General features: G+C 66.6%; 17 protein-coding genes. 4 read left to right on the top strand and 13 right to left on the bottom strand.

The window, feature by feature from the left end; translation table 11 throughout:
* From ABGI63_RS22300 to ABGI63_RS22285, 4 genes are all read left to right on the top strand, one after another.
* Positions 1–2238 (top strand): putative bifunctional diguanylate cyclase/phosphodiesterase, encoded by a 2238-nt coding sequence (locus ABGI63_RS22300; RefSeq protein WP_349744721.1) that lies wholly within the window; start codon positions 1–3, stop codon positions 2236–2238.
* Positions 2239–2252: 14 nt separating this feature from the next.
* Positions 2253–4139 carry a GGDEF domain-containing protein gene (locus ABGI63_RS22295; RefSeq protein WP_349744720.1) on the top strand — a complete coding sequence of 629 codons (1887 nt, stop codon included), beginning with the start codon at positions 2253–2255 and terminating at the stop codon, positions 4137–4139.
* A gap of 276 nt (positions 4140–4415) precedes the next feature.
* Positions 4416–5606, top strand: a complete 1191-nt coding sequence (locus tag ABGI63_RS22290; RefSeq protein ID WP_349744719.1) for an AAA family ATPase — start codon at positions 4416–4418, stop codon at positions 5604–5606.
* 5 nt (positions 5607–5611) lie between these two features.
* Positions 5612–6115, top strand: coding sequence for a hypothetical protein (locus tag ABGI63_RS22285; protein WP_349744718.1), 504 nt, complete (start codon positions 5612–5614; stop codon positions 6113–6115).
* 158 nt (positions 6116–6273) lie between these two features.
* Here the strand turns inward: ABGI63_RS22285 and ABGI63_RS22280 are convergent, their stop codons facing one another.
* From ABGI63_RS22280 to flhD, 13 genes are all read right to left on the bottom strand, one after another.
* On the bottom strand, positions 6274–7617 hold the full coding sequence (locus tag ABGI63_RS22280) for a methyl-accepting chemotaxis protein (protein WP_349744716.1): 1344 nt from the start codon (positions 7615–7617) through the stop codon (positions 6274–6276).
* A gap of 70 nt (positions 7618–7687) precedes the next feature.
* A complete protein-coding gene (locus ABGI63_RS22275; protein WP_349744715.1) occupies positions 7688–8401 on the bottom strand; it encodes an RNA polymerase sigma factor FliA in 714 nt (237 codons plus the stop codon).
* Positions 8402–8420: 19 nt separating this feature from the next.
* On the bottom strand, positions 8421–9224 hold the full coding sequence (locus ABGI63_RS22270; RefSeq protein ID WP_349744714.1) for a MinD/ParA family ATP-binding protein: 804 nt from the start codon (positions 9222–9224) through the stop codon (positions 8421–8423).
* A gap of 12 nt (positions 9225–9236) precedes the next feature.
* The gene (gene flhF, locus ABGI63_RS22265) at positions 9237–10844 is read right to left on the bottom strand and encodes a flagellar biosynthesis GTPase FlhF (protein ID WP_349744713.1); all 1608 of its coding nucleotides are present in this window, start codon (positions 10842–10844) and stop codon (positions 9237–9239) included.
* Positions 10841–12934 (bottom strand): flagellar biosynthesis protein FlhA, encoded by a 2094-nt coding sequence (flhA, locus tag ABGI63_RS22260; RefSeq protein WP_432767463.1) that lies wholly within the window; start codon positions 12932–12934, stop codon positions 10841–10843. Before flhA ends, flhF begins: the two co-directional genes overlap by 4 nt.
* A gap of 8 nt (positions 12935–12942) precedes the next feature.
* Complete coding sequence (locus ABGI63_RS22255) at positions 12943–14118, bottom strand: EscU/YscU/HrcU family type III secretion system export apparatus switch protein (RefSeq protein WP_349744710.1); 1176 nt, start codon at positions 14116–14118, stop codon at positions 12943–12945.
* A gap of 168 nt (positions 14119–14286) precedes the next feature.
* Positions 14287–14922 (bottom strand): protein phosphatase CheZ, encoded by a 636-nt coding sequence (locus ABGI63_RS22250; RefSeq protein WP_349744709.1) that lies wholly within the window; start codon positions 14920–14922, stop codon positions 14287–14289.
* Between the two features lie 15 nt (positions 14923–14937).
* Complete coding sequence (gene cheY, locus ABGI63_RS22245; RefSeq protein ID WP_137943282.1) at positions 14938–15330, bottom strand: chemotaxis response regulator CheY; 393 nt, start codon at positions 15328–15330, stop codon at positions 14938–14940.
* Between the two features lie 26 nt (positions 15331–15356).
* Complete coding sequence (motB, locus tag ABGI63_RS22240) at positions 15357–16310, bottom strand: flagellar motor protein MotB (protein ID WP_137943283.1); 954 nt, start codon at positions 16308–16310, stop codon at positions 15357–15359.
* Positions 16311–16322: 12 nt separating this feature from the next.
* Entirely contained in the window at positions 16323–17180 is an 858-nt protein-coding gene (gene motA / locus ABGI63_RS22235) for a flagellar motor stator protein MotA (RefSeq protein WP_137943284.1), read from the bottom strand.
* A gap of 56 nt (positions 17181–17236) precedes the next feature.
* Entirely contained in the window at positions 17237–18022 is a 786-nt protein-coding gene (locus ABGI63_RS22230; protein ID WP_349744708.1) for a class I SAM-dependent methyltransferase, read from the bottom strand.
* 23 nt (positions 18023–18045) lie between these two features.
* Positions 18046–18582, bottom strand: a complete 537-nt coding sequence (gene flhC / locus ABGI63_RS22225; RefSeq protein WP_171018277.1) for a flagellar transcriptional regulator FlhC — start codon at positions 18580–18582, stop codon at positions 18046–18048.
* Between the two features lie 29 nt (positions 18583–18611).
* On the bottom strand, positions 18612–18935 hold the full coding sequence (gene flhD / locus ABGI63_RS22220) for a flagellar transcriptional regulator FlhD (protein WP_137943286.1): 324 nt from the start codon (positions 18933–18935) through the stop codon (positions 18612–18614).
* Positions 18936–18975: the final 40 nt, after the last annotated feature.

Raw genomic sequence — 18975 nt, 5'->3', positions numbered from 1 at the left:
GTGAGTCAAAACCTGGATGATGACCTGCCCGAGCAGCCGCGTGTGCTGCTGGTGGACGACGACGAGGTCAATCTCTTGCTGACCGCCATCGCCTTGCGCGAGCGCGGCTTTGACATCACCGAGGCCACCGGCGGCGAGGACGCGCTGCGCATGATGGCCGAGTGGAGCCCCGACGTGATCGTGCTCGACGCGATGATGCCCGAGCTCGACGGCTTCGACACCTGCCGCCGCCTGCGCGAGATGCCGGGCTTCGAGTCGACCCCGGTGCTGATGCTGACCGGCCTGGACGATGAGGCCTCGATCAACCGCGCCTACCAGGTCGGCGCCACCGATTTCTTCGTCAAGTCGCCGCAGTGGAGCCTGCTGGCCGGCCGGCTGCGCTATCTCCTGCGCAGCTCGCGCACCCGCATCGAGCTGGAGCGCAGCAAGGCGCGCCTGGCGCGCGCGCAAGACCTGGCACGCATGGGCAGCTTCGAGTGGCACCGCGGCTCGGGCGGCTTTGTGCTGGCGGCCGAGGCGCTGCGGGTGTTCGGCCTGGGCAATCACGAGGCGCTGGACTTCATCGGCGCGATGCGCATGGTGCCGCGCGAGGAGCGCAAGCTCTTCCTGCACCTGCTGCGCGATGTGATCGCGCACAACTCGGTGCTGGTGACCGATCTGTCGGTCACGCTGCTGGACGGGCGCCAGCGCGTCATCCATATCGAGGCCGAGCCCGAGTTCAACGAGCATGGCAATGCCAGCGGCTATACCGGCGTGCTGCAGGACGTGACCGACCGCCGCATGGCCGAGGACCGGATCCGCCAGCTCGCCAATTTCGACGCGCTGACCGGCCTGCCGAACCGCCGCCAGCTGATCTGGCGCACCGAGCGCGCGATCGAGCAGGCGCGCCGCATGGGCCATGAGGTGGGCCTGCTGCTGATCGATCTGGACCGCTTCAAGGTCATCAACGACACCCTCGGACACGCCGCCGGCGACGAGCTGCTGATCGAGGTCGGCCGGCGTCTGCGCGGCTGCGTGCGGCACTCGGACCAGGTCATCGAGGGCATGCTGGAGTCGGTCGGCGGGCGCTCGCACCGCACGCTGGAGGCGGTCGGCCGCCTGGGCGGCGACGAGTTCGTCGCGCTGCTGCCCGAGGTGGTCGACGAGCGCGATGCCGAGCGCGTCGCGCAGCGGGTGCTGGAGGCCTTGCGCGAGCCCATCTTCATCGCCGGCCAGGAGTGCTTTGTCACCGCCAGCGTCGGCATCGCGATCTATCCGCGCGACGGCCTGACCATGGCCGATCTGCTGCGCAACTCCGACGTCGCGATGTATGCGGTCAAGAGTCAGGGCCGCAATGCCTCGGCCGTCTACACGCCCCAGCTCTCGGGCCGCGGCCGCGAGAACCTGGAGCTGGAGAGCGCGCTGCACAAGGCCATCGAGCGCGGCGAGCTGGTGCTGCACTACCAGCCCAAGATCGATGTGCGCGCGGCCCGCATGGTCGGCGCCGAGGCGCTGATGCGCTGGCAGCGCGGCAATGTGCTGGTGCCGCCGGGCGACTTCATCCCGCTGGCCGAGGAGACCGGGCTGATCGTGCCGCTGTCCGAATGGGCGCTGCGCGAGGCGGCCCGCCAGGCCAAGGTCTGGCAGCTGAATTTCGGCTTCTCGGACTCGATCGCGGTGAACCTGCCGAACCGGCTATTCGAGCGCTCCGATCTGGTCGAGCACATCCACCAGTGCGTCAGCGCCTATGGCATCCCGCACCGCGCGATCCAGCTGGAAATCACCGAGACCGGGCTGATGAAGGACCTGCAGAACGTGATCCCGGCCCTGCACCGGCTCAACGAGGTCGGCGTCGAGATCTCGATCGACGACTTCGGCACCGGCTACAGCTCGCTGGCCTATCTGACCACGCTGCCGATCTCCGAGGTCAAGATCGACCGCAGCTTTGTGCGCGATCTGGGCATCACGCCGCAGAGCTCGGCCGTGGTCACCGCCATCATCGCGCTGGCCCGCTCGCTGGGCCTGCGGGTGATTGCCGAGGGCGTCGAGACCCTGCGCCAGATGGAAGTGCTGCACCGCCTGGGCTGCTCGGTGATGCAGGGCTTTCTGTTCAGCAAGCCCTTGCCGCCCGATGATCTGGAGCGCTGGCTGGCCCAGACCGTGCTGCCGCGCAAGGCCCCCTGGATCGCCCAGGCCAGCGCCGAGTTCGGCGCCGAGGCCCAGGCCGCCGCGCGGCCCACCGGCGGCCTGCTGCGCTGAGCGAGCCGCCCGCCATGGACGAGCGACGCCCCAGCCCCCCGCGCGCGGCCAGCACCACCCTGCCACCGGCCCAGGTGGCCAAGGCGGCGCTGCATAGGCTGGCGCTGTCCAAGCAGGAACCGACGCCGGAGAACTACGCCGCCGCCTATGCCGCCGAGTCGGGCGCCGCGCCGCCGGCTGCGGCCGAGGCCCTGCCCGAGCGGGTGCAGGCCTTGATGAACAAGCTGATGGCCATCGGCGTGACCGACGCGCAGAGCCGGCTGGACATCAACAAGCTCTTGCGCGAGTCGCGCTGGGACGAGGCCTTGCGCCGGCTCGAGAAGCTGCAGCAAAGCGATGGGCCCGGCGCCCAGGCCGAGGCCATGGCCGCGCTGATGGAGCGCATGGTGCGCGGCCTGGAGCGCGGCGGCCGGCAATGGACGGTGGCGCGCAAGAAGGACGGGCTGCAGCGCGTGCTGAGCAGCAACCGCAGCGACCCGCAGCGCCTGCTGGCGCGCCTGCAGCAGCTGGTGCGCAGCTGGGACTCCGATGTCGCCGACGCCAGCATAGACACCCAGTTCGACGCCGAAGAAGAAGAAGAACCGGGCGGCACGCCCAGCCAGTTCTTCACCGACAGCGAGTTCGGCACCGATCTGGACGCCGCCGCGCCGGCACCCGCATCCGCCGGCAACAACAGCGCCGCGCTGCAGGCCTGGGGCGCGATCGGCGGCAGCCTGCAGGGCACGGTCGAGCATGCGCTGCGCCTGCCCGATGCCGAGGACGCGATGGTCGGCGAGCTGCTGGGCCAGCTGCAGGCCGCCCAGCTGGAGCTCAGCATCCATGGCGCCGATGCCCCGCGTGCCGAGGCGATGGAGGCCTTGTGCGTGCGCGCGCGCCGCCTGCTGGACCATCGCCACCATGTGTTCGGCGCACTCGGCGGCCTGTGCCGCGAGCTCAGCGCCAGCCTGGTGGAGCTGGCCGAGGATGACTCCTGGGCCCATGGCCAGTGCGAGGCGATGAACAACACGCTGGAGCTGGGTCTGTCGGCGCGCGGCGTGCGCTCGGTGGCCGAGATGCTCAGCGGCACGCGCGAGCGCCAGCGCGCGCTGCGCGAGGAGCGCGGCCGGGCCCGCGATTCGCTGAAGTCGCTGATCCACAAGATGCTGGCCGAGCTCGGCGAACTGGGCGAGCACACCGACCGCTTCCAGCACAGCGTGGGCCGCTATGCCGATGTGATCGAGAAGGCCGACAGCCTGGAGAGCCTGGCCGGCGTGGTGCGCGAGATGGTGGAGGAAAGCCGCAGCGTGCAGTCGCTGGTGCAGCAGACCCAGGCGCGGCTGAGTGCCGAGCACGACAAGGCCAGCAGCCTCAGCAAGCGTGTCAATGAGCTGGAGAGCGAGCTCAAGCGCCTGTCCGACGAGGTGCAGACCGACCAGCTGACCCAGATCGCCAACCGCCGCGGCCTGATCGCCGCCTTCGGCATCGAGCAGGCCAAGCTGGAGCGCCAGTCCGATCAGGAACCCAGCCAGCTGGCCCTGGCCCTGCTGGACATTGACAACTTCAAGAAGCTCAACGACTCGCTGGGCCACGCCGCCGGCGATATGGCGCTGAAATCACTGGCCGAGCGCGTCTCGGCCTCGCTGCGCCCCGGTGACATGGTGGCCCGCTACGGCGGCGAGGAGTTCGTGCTGATGCTGCCCAACACCCCGCTGGACGAGGCCCAGCAGGTGCTGACCCGACTGCAGCGCGCGCTGTCGATGGCGCTGTTCATGCACGAAGGCAAGGACGTCTTCGTCACCTTCTCCGCCGGCGTCACCCCCTACCGCCCCGGCGAAACCCTGGAAGCCGCGCTCGACCGCGCCGATGTGGCGCTGTATGAGGCCAAGCACACGGGGAAGAACAAGGCGTGTGTGGCGCCGTGAGGCTGTCGGGAGTGGGCAGGCGTGCGGAGGATGCGGCGCCCGGCTGGCTGCAACCGATCATGTCCTGAGATTGGAACCAGCCGCTGCCGAAACCTGCCGTTCGCAGCCTGCTAAACGGAGTGGCAGAAGTGCCAGCCAGCATTGGGCCGAGCACTTCGCTCATTTCAAATGTAAAGCTCATACTATCTTGTTTTTGGCTGACTTTTTTCAGCCAAATTCGTCGAAACATGCCTCAAAATAGATTCAACAGCCAATCCGGCGGAACGAGGGGCGCACATGCTGCTCTCATACTCATTTAGTAACTTTCACTCCTTTGCCGATAGGGCCGAAGTCTCGTTCGTCTTGACACAGCGAGATACAGCAGATGGCTGGTTTCGCACAACGAAATCCGGCAAGCGTGTATCGACGGCAATGGCTGTGATGGGCGCCAATGGCGCCGGCAAGTCCAATCTTCTGAAAGTTGGCAACTTCCTTGCATGGTTCATCAGCGACTCCTTCTCGCTACCGCCGGAAGGCCGAATGCAGTTCATGCCGCATATGGCTCGCACCAACAAGCCTTCGGAGTTCAAGGTCACTTACGAAGACGACGAGGGTGCAGAGTGGACGTACGAACTCAAAGTTCGCTCGGATCGCGTTGAGTACGAGAGTCTGCACAAGAAAGACGCTTCACCGGGTTCGCGCCCTGCGAGGGTCTTCACTCGCCAGGTCGAGGGAGACACATACATCGTCTCCCAGGCCTTTGGACTCGCGGACAGCGAGGCGGCCAAAGTACGCCCAAATGTGTCACTGATTTCATGGGCCAAACAGTACGGCTCGGAGAGTGCATTGCGCGTTGCTACGATCAGCCTTGCCACCAATTTGGATATGTGGGGGAGGAAGCAGCAAGAGGCGAGTGGTCATCTCGATGCTGCTGAGTACTTTGGGCAGAACGAGTCACATCGCGAGTCGATGAGACGCCTCATGACCCACTGGGACTTTGGCCTGTCCGACATTCGCATCGAGCGTTTTTCGGCAATGCCACGAACTGGTGCCGGCGAACCCACAACAACATGGTTTGCCATCGGCCTCCATCAGGCAGATAACCAAAAGTTCGAGCTTCCTCTCATGCTGGAATCGAGCGGTACACAGACGGCCTTTGTTTTACTGTGGCGACTCTTACCCGTTCTCGAACGAGGCGGCCTCGCGCTAATGGACGAGTTCGAAGCGGACCTCCATCCTCACATGGTTGAGCCGCTCGTTCGGCTCTTCCACGACACCGAAACAAATCCGCATGGGGCGCAACTCGTCTTTACATGCCACTCGCCCGAAATGCTGCGCAGCCTCCATCGCGCGCAGGTGACATTCGTTGAGAAGGACCAGTGCATGAGTGAGGCCTATCGCGGCGACGCAATCGAAGGCCTTACCAGTCAGCACAACTTGTACAACAAGTACCTTTCTGGCGCTCTGGGTGCCGTACCGCAGATTTAACACGTATGGTCATCCGCAGAGTTAAGTGGGCAGTACTTGCTGTGGGCGAAGGCGATGCAGAAGTGGCGCTGCTCCAGCATCTGAAAACAATTTACATCGCTCGCTCCTGCGGCTCTACATTGAGGATCCAACAGGCTTACGGCAAGGGGGCTGGCAATGTAGTGCGCCATGCCATCCGCTATGGACAAGGACAGGGCTACGACCGCTGCATTGCCCTTTTTGACACTGACACAGACTACACCGCCGACGTCAAGGCCTTAGCAAAAGCGTCATCTCTGATTGAGGTTCCTTCGGATCCATGCCTCGAGGCATTGCTTCTTCGTATACACGGCGATGTCAAGATCCGCATATCGGAACAACACAAGGCCGAGTTCTCGCGACGATTCGGCGGGCGCATCCAGGATGTCGGCGTGCTTGAAACTTCGTTCCCCCGTGACGTTTTTGAAGAAGCGCGCAAGCGCGAGAACCTAATTCACTTGCTAATCAACACCTTCGGCGTCCCCCGCTAGAAAGAACGCACCACGGCGGCAAGCCATGCCCAAAAATCAATAAATGCATTCTCGGAAGTCGCCTGAGAGTCGATCGCAATTTGGTGGTAACCGTGCATTCATCCGATGGGATCGACAGACTGTCTCCGCAGCCAACTACCTATCAACCACCCACCCCTTCAAAAATTAAACGCCAACCTCAATCCCCCCCAATGCCGCCCCGCCACCATGATCGGCGCGGCGACTTCCTTGAGGAGGACGAAGCGGCCACCACCCATGTCGCGGCGGTAGGTCTGTAGCAGGAAGGGGCGCTGGTTGCGGGCGGAGGCCAGGCCGGTGCGGTCGTTGAAGATGCGGCGGTAGCGGCTGTTGGCGGTGTTCCAGACCACGTCGCCGCTGCGCTGCGGCTGGTTGTACTTCTTGTTGTGGGTGGCCACATAACCGTTGCGGTCCACCGCGATGCAGTAGACCACCTTGTCGCTCAGGCTCAGCAGCCGCTCCTGCACCGCCGGGAACAGACGGTCGGCCAGCTCGGTGAAGGGGGTCAGGTGTTGCGGCGGGTTGCTGCCGTTGATCGGGCGGTAGTGCTCATCGAACAGCTGCTCGATGCGGATCGCGCCGGAAGCCACCGCCTGCTCCAGCAGCGCGGCGATCTCGGCGGCGGCCTGCTGGGCGCCGCGGATCAGCGGCGAGTCCTCGACCTCGACGCCGGACTCGGCGATCTGCTCGATCAGCTCTTCCGACAGGCGCAGAAAACGCTCGCTGCAGGCATAGGCCTTGCTCAGGCCGGCCACGGCCTGCTTGACCTCGCCCTCCAGCACGGCGGCGCGCTCGTTGAGGCTGGCCGTGGTGAGGCGGCTCTGCTCGGCCGAGCTCGAGATCAGGCCGACATCCTTCTCGACATCGCCGAAGGCCGCATGGATGCTGCTCTTGCCGGCATGGGCACCGTCGCTGGCCAGCTCGCGGCTGAAGGCGTCGATGCGCGCATCGAGCGCGGCGATCGAACCGATGATGGATTTGGAGGACGACTCGACCCGGCCCGCCAGGTCCTTGACCGCATCGGCCACGACGCCGAAACCGCGCCCGGCCTCGCCGGCGCGCTTGGCCTCGACCGAGGCATTGAAGGCGACGAGACGGGTCTGCAGCGCGATCTGGGTGATCTGGCCGGCGGCGTCCGAGACATCGCGCAGGGTCTGGACGATGCCACCGACCTCGGCGCCGACACCGGCCAGCGCACTGCGGGCGCGGCCGACCGCCTCGCGGGTCAGCCGGGTCGAGTCACCGATGGCTTGCTGGGATTGCTGGACCTGGCCGAGCTGGCCGGCCAGGGCCTGCATGGCCTGGCCCTGGGCCTCGACGATCTTCTGGGTGTCTTCGAGCACGCCGCGCACCTCGGCGGCATCGCGGCCCAGGGTCGAGACCGAGCGCGACAGGCGCTTGACCACCTCCAGGCCAGCGCCGGGCGCGGCCGGGCCAGGCTCGGGCATTGCAGCGTCGGGGTGCCGACGCAACCAGTCGAACATGCAGAGTCCCCTCCGGCCGCATCGTGTGGCGGCCTGCCGTCGGTGCCGCTCGCGGCGGCGTCGTTTTGTATTACCAGTCGCGCAGCTTAACGCGCAAACGGGCGATCGACTGGCTGTGCAGCTGGCAAACGCGCGACTCCGTGACCTTGAGCACGGCCGCGATCTCCTTGAGATTCATGTCGTGCTCGTAGTACATGCTCATCACGAACTGCTCGCGCTCGGGCAGGTTCTTGATGGCCGCGACCAGGGCCTCGCGCATGCGGTGGTCCTGCAGCAGGGCCACCGGGTTGTTGCTGTCGTCGACGACATGGCGGTCCAGATAGTCCTCGTCGCCCTCGTCGCCGCTCATGTCCTCCAGAAACACCAGCTGGGTGCCGCGCACCTTGCCGAGCAGCTCCTGGTATTCGAGCAGGCTGATGCCCATCTCGACCGCGATCTCGCTTTCCTGCGGCGCCCGGCCGAGCTTTTGCTCCAGCTTGTGGACGGCGCTCTCGATCGAGCGCTGCTGGCGGCGTGTGCCGCGGCTCATCCAGTCGCCGCCGCGCAGCTCGTCGAGCATGGCGCCGCGGATGCGCTGGGTGGCAAAGGTTTCGAACTGCACGCCCTGGCCGGTGTCGAAGCGGCTCAGCGCGTCGGTCAGGCCGATCAGGCCCACCTGGATCAGGTCATCCAGCTCCACATTGGCCGGCAGCTTGGCAATCATCTGATGCGCCAGGCGCCGCACCAGCGGGCTGTACTGCCGGATCAGGGAGGAGTTATCGAGTCGACCTTTGGCGGTGTACATCATCTGCTCCAGCGACTGTTCAAACAACGGCCATGGCGGCACGCGCGCCGCGCAGCATCGGGCGCAGCGGCAAGGTGTCGGCGGCGGATTCCAGCAAGGCGCCGGGCGGCGCGGCCATCAGCAGCTCGCGCGCCAGATGGCGCAGCTCGGGCGCCATCGGCGCGCTGGCCGGCTGGCGCGGGTCCAGGCAGGCCCAGTCGCGCAGCACCGCACCGAGGAAACCGTCGGCGCAGCTGCTGATCTGCTGGGCGATGCGCTCGGCCAGGCGCAGCTGCGGCGGGCAGGCCAGCAGCAGGCTGTAGACCATCAGGCCGGCCCGCTGGGTCAGCCACTTCATGCCGGCATAGGCATGGGTGACGCTTTGCGAATCGGTATCGGCCAGCAGCACCGGGCGCAGCTCGCGCTGGGCCACCATGCGGGCCAGCTCGGCCGCGCTGGCGTGCAGGATCACGACATCGGCAAAAGGCGCCGCGTCGGTGACCGCTTCGAGAAACTGGGCGGCCGAGCCATGGGCATTGATATGGCGCAGCGGCAGGCCGCGGGCGGCCAGATAGGAGACCTGATCGGACAGGCGCTCGACGCAGGCGGCCAGATCCACCGCCGCCAGCTCGGCCGGCTGCGGCGAGAGCTCGCCGGCATCGACCACCAGCGTGTGCAGACCCAGCTCGGCGAAGGCGGCGCACAGGCCTTCCAGCAGCGCGCCGCCATTGACCACATGGGGGTTGCTCAGCACCGGGATGAAGCGCACGCGCGAGGCCGCGAACAGGCGGCGCAAGCCGTCGGCCTGGTCTTGCGGGGCGGTGTGGCGATAGGAGTTGCGCATGATGGGAGGGGCTCAGTAAGCGCCGAAGGCGGCCGGACGGGCGGCCTGAGCGTTATTGGCGGCGGCCAGCGCAGGGCCACCGGCGAAGATCAGGTTCACATCGGCGCTGTCGACACGCCAGGCCGGGGCGGCGGCATTGCGCAGCGCGCGCTGCACCAGGGCCGGGGCCGACAGGCGGTGCCAGTCCTCGGGCACGCGCTGGCCGTTGGTCACGCCCAGCACCTTGAGTTTGTGGCGAATCAGCGTGTCCAGCGCCGGGGCCAGCTTGACGGCTTCGTCGATCTTGGACAGCACCACGCCCATGCACTCGCTGGCGCGCCAGGCCTGGGCCACGTCCTCGATGGTCTCGCCCTGCTGGGCGGCGTTGAGCACCAGGATCTTGCGCAGGCTGGGATGCGACAGCATGTCCAGCAGCTCGGTGGTACGGCTGTCGCGCTGGGCCATGCCGGCCGTGTCGATCAGCACCATCTTCTTGCCCGACAGCAGCTCCAGCAGGTCTTCCAGCGAGGTCCGGTCATGGGCGGTGTGCACCGGCACGCCGAGGATGCGGCCATAGGCGCGCAGCTGCTCGTGGGCACCGACGCGATAGGCGTCCAAGGTGATCAGGCCCAGCTGGCCGGCGCCGTGGCGGGTCGCGAAGGCGGCGGCGATCTTGGCCGTGGTGGTGGTCTTGCCAACACCGGTGGAGCCGATCAGCGCGAACACGCCGCCCTGCTCTTCCAGCGCCGGGTTCTGCTCGTCGGTCTGCAGATTGCGCGACAGCACATTGGCGGCCCAGCTGCTCTCGTCGGCGGTCTGCTGCTTGAAGTCGGCCGGCAAGCCTTCGACCAGCTTGCGGGTCAGCGCGGGCGAGAAGCCGGCATCCAGCAGCTTCTGCGTCAGCCGGGCCTGGGCCGGCTGGCGCTGCAGCTTCTCCATGAAGGCCAGCGCGCCGAAGCGCTCCTCGATCAGGCCCTTCATCGAGCGCAGCTCGTTCATCATGTCTTGCTGGTCGCGGCGGCTGGCGCCGGCGGCCAGATCGGGCACGGCCGGGGCGCTGACGCGGATCTCGTCGCGCAGCACCGGCGGGCTGCGACGCGGAGCCGGGGCCGGCGGCGCGGGTTCCGGCTCGGGGCGACGCGGCGCCATCGCCTGCAGCGCCGCCTGGGCGCGCTGCTGGCGGGCGGCCGTCAGCGAGGCCACGCCGGTGTCCTGCGGCTGCTCGGGCTCGGCCGGCAGCATGTCCATGCTGGGTTCGGTGCGGCCACCGTTGAGCTCGGCATGGCGGCGCTTGAGCATGCGCTCGCGCACATAGTCCTGGAAGGACAGCGTGCTCATCGCCAGCGCCTGCACATCGGCGTTGACGCCGGCGTCGCCGAACAGCACCGGCGCCTGGCGCGCGGCGCGCTCGCTCAGCGGAGCCTCCTTGGGGCGGGCCTGCACACGGCTGGGCGCGCTGACCTTGGGCGCCGTGGCGGCCACCTTCTCGATCTGCGACATGCCCTCGGGGGCCATCGCCAGCACCTCGACGCCTTCCTTGCACGGCTTGTTGGAGAGCACGACGGCGTCATCGCCAAAGGCCTGGCGCACCAGGGCCATGGCCTCGCGGGCGGAACGGGCGGTGAAGCGTTTGACGTTCATACAGTGCCTCCGATCACCGAGCCGATGCGGATCGAATGAGTTTCAGGAATTTCGCTATGGCCCAGCACCTTCAGGCGCGGCGCGGCGCGGCGCAGCAGGCGTGCCATCGGGGCGCGGATCAGGTCGGGCACCAGCAGGCAGGCCGGCACGCCACGGTCCTCCTGGGCCTGGGCGGTCTCGGCGGCGCTGCGGGCCAGGGTGTCGGCGACACCGGGGTCCAGCGCGGCGCCGTGGGGGGAATTCAGGGCTTGCGTGACCAGGCGCTCCAGCTCGGGCTCCAGCGCGATCACGTCCAGCTCCTTCACCGGGCCGTAGATCTGCTGCACGATGGCCGGGGCGATATGGGTGCGGATGCGGCGGGCCAGCTCAGCCGGGTCAGCGATGGTGGCGGCGTTCTCGGCGATGGACTCGACGATGGAGCGCATATCGCGGATGTGCACGCCCTCCTCCAGCAGCAGCTGGAGAACTCGTTGCAGGGATGAGATGCCGACCATCTTGGGTATCACGTCTTCGATCAGTTGCGGGGCTTGCTTGGTGAGGTGATCCACCAGTTGCTGGGTCTCCACTCGGCCCAGCAGCTTGGCCGCGTGGACTTGCATCAAGTGTGAAAGATGGGTGGCAATCACGGTCGAGCAATCAACCACGGTAAATCCCGCCATTTGGGCCATTTCGCGCTGGCGGTCCTCGATCCAGGTGGCCGGCAGGCCGAAGGCCGGATCGGTGGTCTGGGTGCCGATCAGCTTCTGGCTGGCATGCCCCGGGTTGATCGCCAGCCACATGCCCGGGAAGGCCTCGGCCTCGCCGACCACGGCGCCGCGCAGGGTCAGCCGGTACTGGCTGGGGCGCAGCTCCAGGTTGTCGCGAATATGCACCGGCGGCGGCAGAAAGCCCACATCCTGCGCAAACTTGCGCCGCACGCCCTTGATGCGGCTGAGCAGATCGCCCTCGCGGTTCTTGTCCACCAGCGTGATCAGCCGGTAGCCGACCTCCAGGCCCAGCGTGTCGATGGGCACCAGATCGTCCCAGCTGGCCTCGGCATTGGGCTCGGCGGCGGCCGCGGCGGCCGAGGGCTTGGCGGCGGCCGCTGCGGCGGTCCTGGCCTGCTGTTGGTCGCGGGTACGCAGCCACCAGGCCAGATAGCCCAGGCCGCTGGCGATCAGCAGAAAGACCAGATGCGGCATGCCGGGAATCAGGCCCAGCGCGCCGATCACGCCGGCCGTGACGGCCAGCGACTTGGCCGAGCCGAAGACCTGGCGGCCGATCTGGCTGCCGATGTCCTTGTCCGAACCGACCCGCGACACCACCATGGCTGCGGCCACCGAGATCAGCAGCGCCGGAATCTGGGCCACCAGCGCATCGCCGACCGCCAGCAACACATAGGAATCGGCCGCCTGACCGGCGGACAGGCCGTGCTGGGCCACGCCGATGATGAAGCCGCCGATGATGTTGATGAACAGGATCAGGATGCCGGCGATCGCATCGCCGCGCACGAATTTGCTGGCACCGTCCATCGAGCCGAAGAAGTCGGCCTCGTCGCCGAGCTCGGCGCGCCGGCGCTTGGCCTCGGCCTCGTTGATCAGGCCGGCGTTCAGGTCGGCGTCCACCGCCATCTGCTTGCCGGGCATCGCATCGAGGGTGAAGCGCGCGCCGACCTCGGCGATGCGCTCCGCGCCCTTGGTCACGACGATGAAGTTGATCACCACCAGGATCGCGAACACGATCAGGCCGACCGCGAAATTGCCGCCGATCAGGAAGTGGCCGAAGGACTCGATCACCTTGCCGGCCGCGCCGGGGCCGGTATGGCCCTCCAGCAGCACGACCCGGGTCGAGGCCACGTTCAGCGACAGGCGCAGCAAGGTGGTCAGCAGCAGCACGGTCGGAAAGGCCGCGAAGTCCAGCGGCTTGACCATATTGGCGGCCACCATCATCACCATCACGGCCATCGCGATATTGAAGGTGAACAGCAGGTCCAGGATGAAGGGCGGCAGCGGCAGCACCATCATCGACAGGATCAGCAGCACCGCCATCGGCGCGCCCAGCGCCGCGACGATGCCGGCCCGCGGGCCCAGCAGGGTTTGCAGTCGGGCCATCAGCGCGTTCATTGCTCGTCGTCCTCAGGGGCGCCGCTGCGCTGGGCGGCAGGCTTGTTGTGGGGGTCCAGCTCGGGCGGCACGACCGGATCGGGCAGGGCCGGTGCGACGCCGCGCCCGGCCAGGGCCGCACGCAGCTGGTAGACATAGGCCAGCACCTGGGCCACGGCGGCGAACAGCGCGGCCGGGATCTCGCGGTCCAGCTCGGCATGGGCATAGAGGGCGCGGGCCAGCATCGGCGACTGCAGCACCGGCACCTTGGCGTCTTTGGCCAGGTCGCGGATCTTCATCGCCAGCAGGTCGGCGCCCTTGGCCACCACCTGGGGGGCGGCCATCCTGCCCTCTTCATACTTGAGCGCGACCGCATAGTGGGTCGGGTTCATCACGACCAGGTCGGCGGTCGGCACGGCGGCCAGCATGCGGCGCTTGGCCATCTCGCGCATCTTGGCGCGCATGCGCGACTTCACTTCCTGGTTGCCTTCGAGCTCCTTGAACTCCTGCTTGACCTCTTCGCGCGACATCTTCAGCCGCTTCATATAGAGCTGGTACTGCAGCGGCACATCGATGATGGCGAACAGCGCCAGGCCCAGGCCCAGAAAGGCCAGGCCGCCCATCAGCTGCTCGCCGGCATAGGCCAGCGCGGCCGGCAGCGGCACCGACATGATGCCGACATAGTTGGCGATGCGGTTCTTCATCACCAGGCCGGCGATCAGCGCCAGCACCAGGGCCAGCCCACAGGCCTTCAGTGCCTGGCCCAGGCCCTGCCACTGGAACAGCCGGGCGATGCCGGTGAGCGGATTGAGATTGGAGAACTTGGGGGCGACGGCCTTCATCGTGAAGTTCCAGCCGCCCAGCGCCACGCTGCTGAGCACCGCGACCAGGCTCAGGCACAGGCCCACGCCCAGGCTCAGCAGCAGGCCGCGCAGGCCAACGTCGAGAAAACGCTCGGTCATCACGCCGGGCTTGGCCAGCAGCTCGGCGTCAAAGCGCAGGCTGAAGTCCATCAGCTGCTGCAACCAGGCCACGCCCTCGGGCCCGCCGGCCGCCAGCAGCGCGCCGCCGGTCAGGATGACGGCGAAATGGCCCAGATCGCGCGAACGCGGCACCTGGCCCTCGGCCCGAGATCGCTGGATCTTCTTGGCTGAGGCCGGTAAGTTCTTGTCTTGTGCGTCTTGGTCGGCCATGGCGGATGAGGCGCTCCGATGAGCGCTATGCCATTGTTGGCCGCCAAGGCCGCGAACTTAAGCCGGATAAAGGGGGGGAAACCGGCGGTGATCCGGCCCCGAGAAACGACAAACCCGCCTCTGGAGGCGGGTTCGGGCGGGTTCGGGGCGGATGGGGCCGGCTGCGGACTAGAAGCCCAGGCTGGCCAGCAGGTCGTCGACCTCGCCCTGGTTGGTCACCACATCGGTGCGCCCTTCCGCGTTGACGACCGGACCCTGCAGGATGCTGGCGTCGACCTTCTCGCGCTGCTCGGGCGGCACCACCTGCACCAGCAGCTTGACCAGGCTGTCTTCCAGATCATTGGCCAGGGTCACGACCTTGGCGACCACCTGGCCGGTCAGGTCATGGAAGTCCTGGGCCATCATGATGTCGGTCAGGTGCTGGTCGATATGGCCGGTCGAGGCCTCGACCTGCTTGACGAAGTTGAACACCGCGCCGCTGGCCACGGCCTTGACCGGATCGGCCGTGATGGCCTTGGCCATCGCGTTGGCCGCCTCGGTGATGCGGGCGTGTTCGGCCTTGGCCTGGTCGACCGAGTTCAGCACCTTGTTGGCGGCCTCGGCGGTCTTGCTGGCGATATAGGTCAGGCGGCTGCGCGCGTCGGGCAGGCCGTCGGTGGCGGTCTGCAGCTTGGGCATCACGCCCAGCTGCTGCATGGTGTCGTGCAACACCCGGGTGATGGTGCCGAGCTGCTGGAACACTTCGGGCGAGACCATCAGCGGGTCGGTGCCACTGCCCAGTTTGGCGAGTTCTTCCATCTTCATGGTCTTGTCCCCGCCTCAGGCCGCAGCGGCCAGTTTCTGCATGATCTTCTGGACTTTTTCTTCCAGCGTGGCCTTGGTGAAGGGCTTGACGATATAGCCCGCCGCACCGGTCTGGGCGGCCAGCACGATGTCTTCCTTGCGGGCCTCGGCCGTCACCATCAGCACCGGCAGGTGCTTCAGATTGGGATCTTCCTTGATGGCCTTCAGCAGCTCGAAGCCCGTCATATTGGGCATATTGATGTCGCTGACGACGAAGTCGTACTTTGCCTGCTTGAGCATATTCAGGGCCTCGACCCCGTCCTCGGCTTCTTCGCAATTGTTGTAGCCGATCTCCTTCAGCAGCCCGCGCACGATGCGGCGCATGGTGGAGAAATCGTCAACAACCAAGAATTTCATGTCAGTGCTCATGGCTTTCCTCGCAGGTCTAGAGGGTCTTATCGGCTTGTGGGGGCAGGACTTGAGGGCTGGCTGGCAAGGTTTTCGGGCGCTGCCGCCGGCTCCTCATCTTCAATTTCGGGCAGATTCTTCAGCACCGCATCCTCGGCGTCACGGTTCATCACGATGATGCTGATGCGGCGGTTCGCGGGGCTGGCGGGGTCCTTGGCATCGAGCAGCTTGCTGGAGGCCAGGCCCTGCACCCTCAGCATGCGCGCTTCGGGCAGACCACCGGCCACCAGCTCGCGGCGCGAGGCGTTGGCACGGTCGCTGGAAAGCTCCCAATTGCTGTAGCCGCGATCCCCGGAAGAAAATGGCTGGGCGTCAGTATGGCCCTCCAGCGTCAGGCGATTCGGCACTTCGGTCAGAACCTCACCGAGTTCGCGCAGGAGTTCACGCATATAGGGCTTCACGATCGCGCTGCCGCTGTCGAACATCGGGCGGTTGCCCTCGTCGACGATCTGGATGCGCAGACCCTCGCGGGTCATGTCCAGGCGGATCTGGCCGCCCAGCGCGGCCAGGCGCGGATTCTCGGCCAGCACTTCCTCGACCTTGGCCTTGAGCTGCTGCAGACGGGTGCGCTCGGCCTTGCGCTGCTCTTCCTTGAGCGCGCGCAGATTGACGGCGCGGCGTTGGGCCTCGACCTCGCCGGCCTTGACCTGGCCGGTCTGGCGCGTCAGGTCCTGGCCGCCGCCGCGTATCACATGGGAGGAGTCACCCGAGCCCGAGCCGCCCAGCATCGCCACCTTCAGCGGCGAGGAGAAGTAGTCGGAGATGCCCTTCTTGTCGCCCTCGGTGGTCGAGCCCAGCAGCCACATCAGGAGGAAGAAGGCCATCATGGCCGTCACGAAGTCGGCGTAGGCGATCTTCCAGGCGCCGCCATGCGAGGCGTGACCGCCCTTCTTGACGCGCTTGATGATGATGGGCTGGAGCTTTTTGGCGTCACCTGCCATGACCGTCTACCCTCACTTCTTCTTCACATGGCCTTCGAGTTCGGCAAAGGTTGGGCGTTCCGTAGAGTACAGCACCTTGCGTCCGAATTCGATAGCAACCTGGGGCGCGTAGCCCTGCATCGAGGCCAGCAAGGTGGTCTTGATGCACTGCAGCTCCTTGCCGTCCTCGTCGACCTTGCTCTCCAGCAGACCGGCCAGCGGCTCGGCGAAGGCATAGGCCAGCAAGATCCCCAGGAAGGTGCCGACCAGGGCCGAGCCGATCATGCCGCCCAGCACCGCCGGCGGCTGGCCGACCGAGCCCATGGTGTTGACCACACCCAGCACCGCCGCCACGATGCCGAAGGCCGGCAGGCCGCCGGCCAGGCGCTGGATGGCCTGCACGGCCATATAGGCCTCGTGATGGTGGGTATCGATCTCGTTGTCCATCAGCGATTCGATCTCATGGGCGTTCAGGTTGCCCGAGACCATCATGCGCAGATAGTCGGTGATGAATTCGGCCACATGGTGATCGTTGCCGACCACCGGATACTTCTGGAACAGCGGCGAGCTGTGCGGATCTTCGACATCCTTCTCGATCGACATCAGGCCCTCCTTGCGGGCCTTCTGCAGGATGTCGTAGAGCAGGGCCAGCAGCTCCATATAGCGGGCCTTGGTGTACTTGCTGCCCTTGAAGCAGGCGCCCAGGCCCTTCATCGTGGCCTTCATGACCTTGGGTGGATTGGTCGCCAGCATCGCGCCGATGGCCGCGCCGAAGATCGTGGTCATCTCGAAGGGCAAAGCCTTCAAGATCACCCCGATATTGCCTCCGTGGGCGATGTACACCCCGAAGATGCAGGCCATGGCCAGCACCCAGCCAATGATGACAAACATGGATGGATTCCGTTTTGTATTCGCTTGTGGCGGGCTTGGGCTTGTCGGCCCGGCCCTCAGTTGCTAGTCATATCGGCGGCAATCTCGCGCTCTTGAGCGGCACCGGGCGCATAGACCCACAAACGGTGCCGCCCGCCCAACTCGATGCAGGCCCGCGCTGCCAGCGCCGGCAGCTCGAAATCAAGGCTGACCAGCCAGGCGTCGGGGCGCAGCTGCTCGCGCATCTTGGCCAGCGCCTGAGGCATCGACTCGGGGCGCTGGAACAGATAGATCAGATCGTAGTCGCGCCAGTCATCGGCCCACATATCGCCGCGCCGCACCCGTGCCCAGGGGCAACGCCAGGCCGCCAGACGGGCCAGCAAAGCGCTCCATTCGACCCCTTCGATGCGGGCCTGCGGGTAGACCCGACGCAGCTCGCGCAGGCCGTGACCCAGGCCGCAGCCGGCGTCAAGCACGCGCGCCCCCGGACGCAGCGGCGCGATCTCGGCCAGGGTTTGCAGGGCACCCTGCGGGGTGGGATAGAGCGGCGCATCGCGCCAGAGCCGCTGCGGATAAGCCAGGGCCAGCAGCAGCAGCGGCAGCAACCAGGCCCAGGCCGGCAGGCCGGACGCCGCGCCGCTGATAAAGAATGAGAGCGGAAAGCCCAGCGCCACCATCAGGCGGCGCCAGCGGCTGGTCTGGGTCAGCGCCAGCAGCAGGCCGGCAAGACCTGCCCCCAGCGCGGCGGGCAGCGGCCCCAGGCCCAGGCGAGCCAGTGTCAGAAACAGCAACCAGGCAGCACCCCAGCTCAGCAGGGCCGGCAAGGGCCAGACGCGGTGCAGCGCGGCCATCGGTGAAGGCATGGCCGAGGCTGGCACGACAGGCCTCAATGCATGTGGATGCCGCCCTGCGCCTTGCCCTTGCCGGCGCGTGCCGGCGGGTTGCACAGGCCGCAGACATAGTGACGGGCGATCTCGTGCGGGTGGGTCACGAAGTGGCCGCCGCACTTGCTGCACTTGGTCATCGTCAGCATGCCGTTGTCGATGAACTTCACCAGGCGCCAGGCGCGCGTCACCGAGAGCTGCTCCTCCAGACCCTGGGCCTGGGTCTGCTCGCGATAGAGCTGGAAGGCCTTGATGACGGTGTCGATCTCGTCCATCTCGGCGACCTTGTTCAGGTACTCGTGGATGTTGAGGAACAGCGAGGCGTGGATATTGGGCTGCCAAGTCATGAACCAGTCGGTCGAGAACGGCAGCTGGCCCTTGGACGGCGACTTGCCCGAGACTTCCTTGTACAGGCGCAGCAGACGCTCATAGCTCAGATCGGTCTCCGACTCCAGCACCTGCAGGCGCGCGCCCAGGTTGATCAGGGTCACCGCACGTTCGATCTGGCGGGCTTCGGTCAGGATGCTTTTCTGGCGCATGATGAGTCTCGCTAGGTATGGGGGGCTGATCAGGCGGCTTCTTGGTGGCGACCGGCCATCAGGATGCTGGCATGCAGGCGGGAGACCTGGTCGTTGGCGGCGGTCTTGCCGTGGCTGGTCAGCAGGCCCCAGACCATGTCGTCGTCCATGCGGAAGCGGCACAGCAAGGTATTGCCCGAGGCGATCTTCATCATCTGAGCCGGGCTCAGCGTGCCGATCAGGGTAGCGGTCTCTTCAGAGATGCCCAGGCGGTACAGGGCCTGCTCACGGTCGCTACGGATCAGGCTCTGCGCCAGCATCAGGTAGGACAGATTCGCTTCACGGATCTCGGCGAGGATTTGGTCTGCGTTCATCTGGCGCTCCTGTTGTTTCGGTTTGGTTCCAACGTGAAAC

Origin of the sequence: Roseateles cavernae (genome assembly GCF_040187885.1) — a bacterium.
In the GTDB taxonomy this organism is placed as follows: domain Bacteria; phylum Pseudomonadota; class Gammaproteobacteria; order Burkholderiales; family Burkholderiaceae_C; genus Roseateles_E; species Roseateles_E cavernae.
This window is presented reverse-complemented; position numbering and strand designations above follow the sequence as displayed.

Excerpts from the sequence above, each read along its gene's own strand:
- flhC (WP_171018277.1), bottom strand. The coding sequence starts at position 18,582 with ATGCGCCAGAAAAGCATCCTGACCGAAGCCCGCCAGATCGAACGTGCG.
- ABGI63_RS22255 (WP_349744710.1), bottom strand. The coding sequence starts at position 14,118 with ATGGCCGACCAAGACGCACAAGACAAGAACTTACCGGCCTCAGCCAAG.
- flhA (WP_432767463.1), bottom strand. The coding sequence starts at position 12,934 with ATGGCCCGACTGCAAACCCTGCTGGGCCCGCGGGCCGGCATCGTCGCG.
- motB (WP_137943283.1), bottom strand. The coding sequence starts at position 16,310 with ATGGCAGGTGACGCCAAAAAGCTCCAGCCCATCATCATCAAGCGCGTC.
- ABGI63_RS22275 (WP_349744715.1), bottom strand. The coding sequence starts at position 8,401 with ATGTACACCGCCAAAGGTCGACTCGATAACTCCTCCCTGATCCGGCAG.
- ABGI63_RS22270 (WP_349744714.1), bottom strand. The coding sequence starts at position 9,224 with ATGCGCAACTCCTATCGCCACACCGCCCCGCAAGACCAGGCCGACGGC.
- ABGI63_RS22285 (WP_349744718.1), top strand. The coding sequence starts at position 5,612 with ATGGTCATCCGCAGAGTTAAGTGGGCAGTACTTGCTGTGGGCGAAGGC.
- cheY (WP_137943282.1), bottom strand. The coding sequence starts at position 15,330 with ATGAGCACTGACATGAAATTCTTGGTTGTTGACGATTTCTCCACCATG.
- ABGI63_RS22295 (WP_349744720.1), top strand. The coding sequence starts at position 2,253 with ATGGACGAGCGACGCCCCAGCCCCCCGCGCGCGGCCAGCACCACCCTG.
- ABGI63_RS22230 (WP_349744708.1), bottom strand. The coding sequence starts at position 18,022 with ATGCCTTCACCGATGGCCGCGCTGCACCGCGTCTGGCCCTTGCCGGCC.
- ABGI63_RS22280 (WP_349744716.1), bottom strand. The coding sequence starts at position 7,617 with ATGTTCGACTGGTTGCGTCGGCACCCCGACGCTGCAATGCCCGAGCCT.
- flhD (WP_137943286.1), bottom strand. The coding sequence starts at position 18,935 with ATGAACGCAGACCAAATCCTCGCCGAGATCCGTGAAGCGAATCTGTCC.
- motA (WP_137943284.1), bottom strand. The coding sequence starts at position 17,180 with ATGTTTGTCATCATTGGCTGGGTGCTGGCCATGGCCTGCATCTTCGGG.
- ABGI63_RS22290 (WP_349744719.1), top strand. The coding sequence starts at position 4,416 with ATGCTGCTCTCATACTCATTTAGTAACTTTCACTCCTTTGCCGATAGG.
- ABGI63_RS22250 (WP_349744709.1), bottom strand. The coding sequence starts at position 14,922 with ATGAAGATGGAAGAACTCGCCAAACTGGGCAGTGGCACCGACCCGCTG.
- flhF (WP_349744713.1), bottom strand. The coding sequence starts at position 10,844 with ATGAACGTCAAACGCTTCACCGCCCGTTCCGCCCGCGAGGCCATGGCC.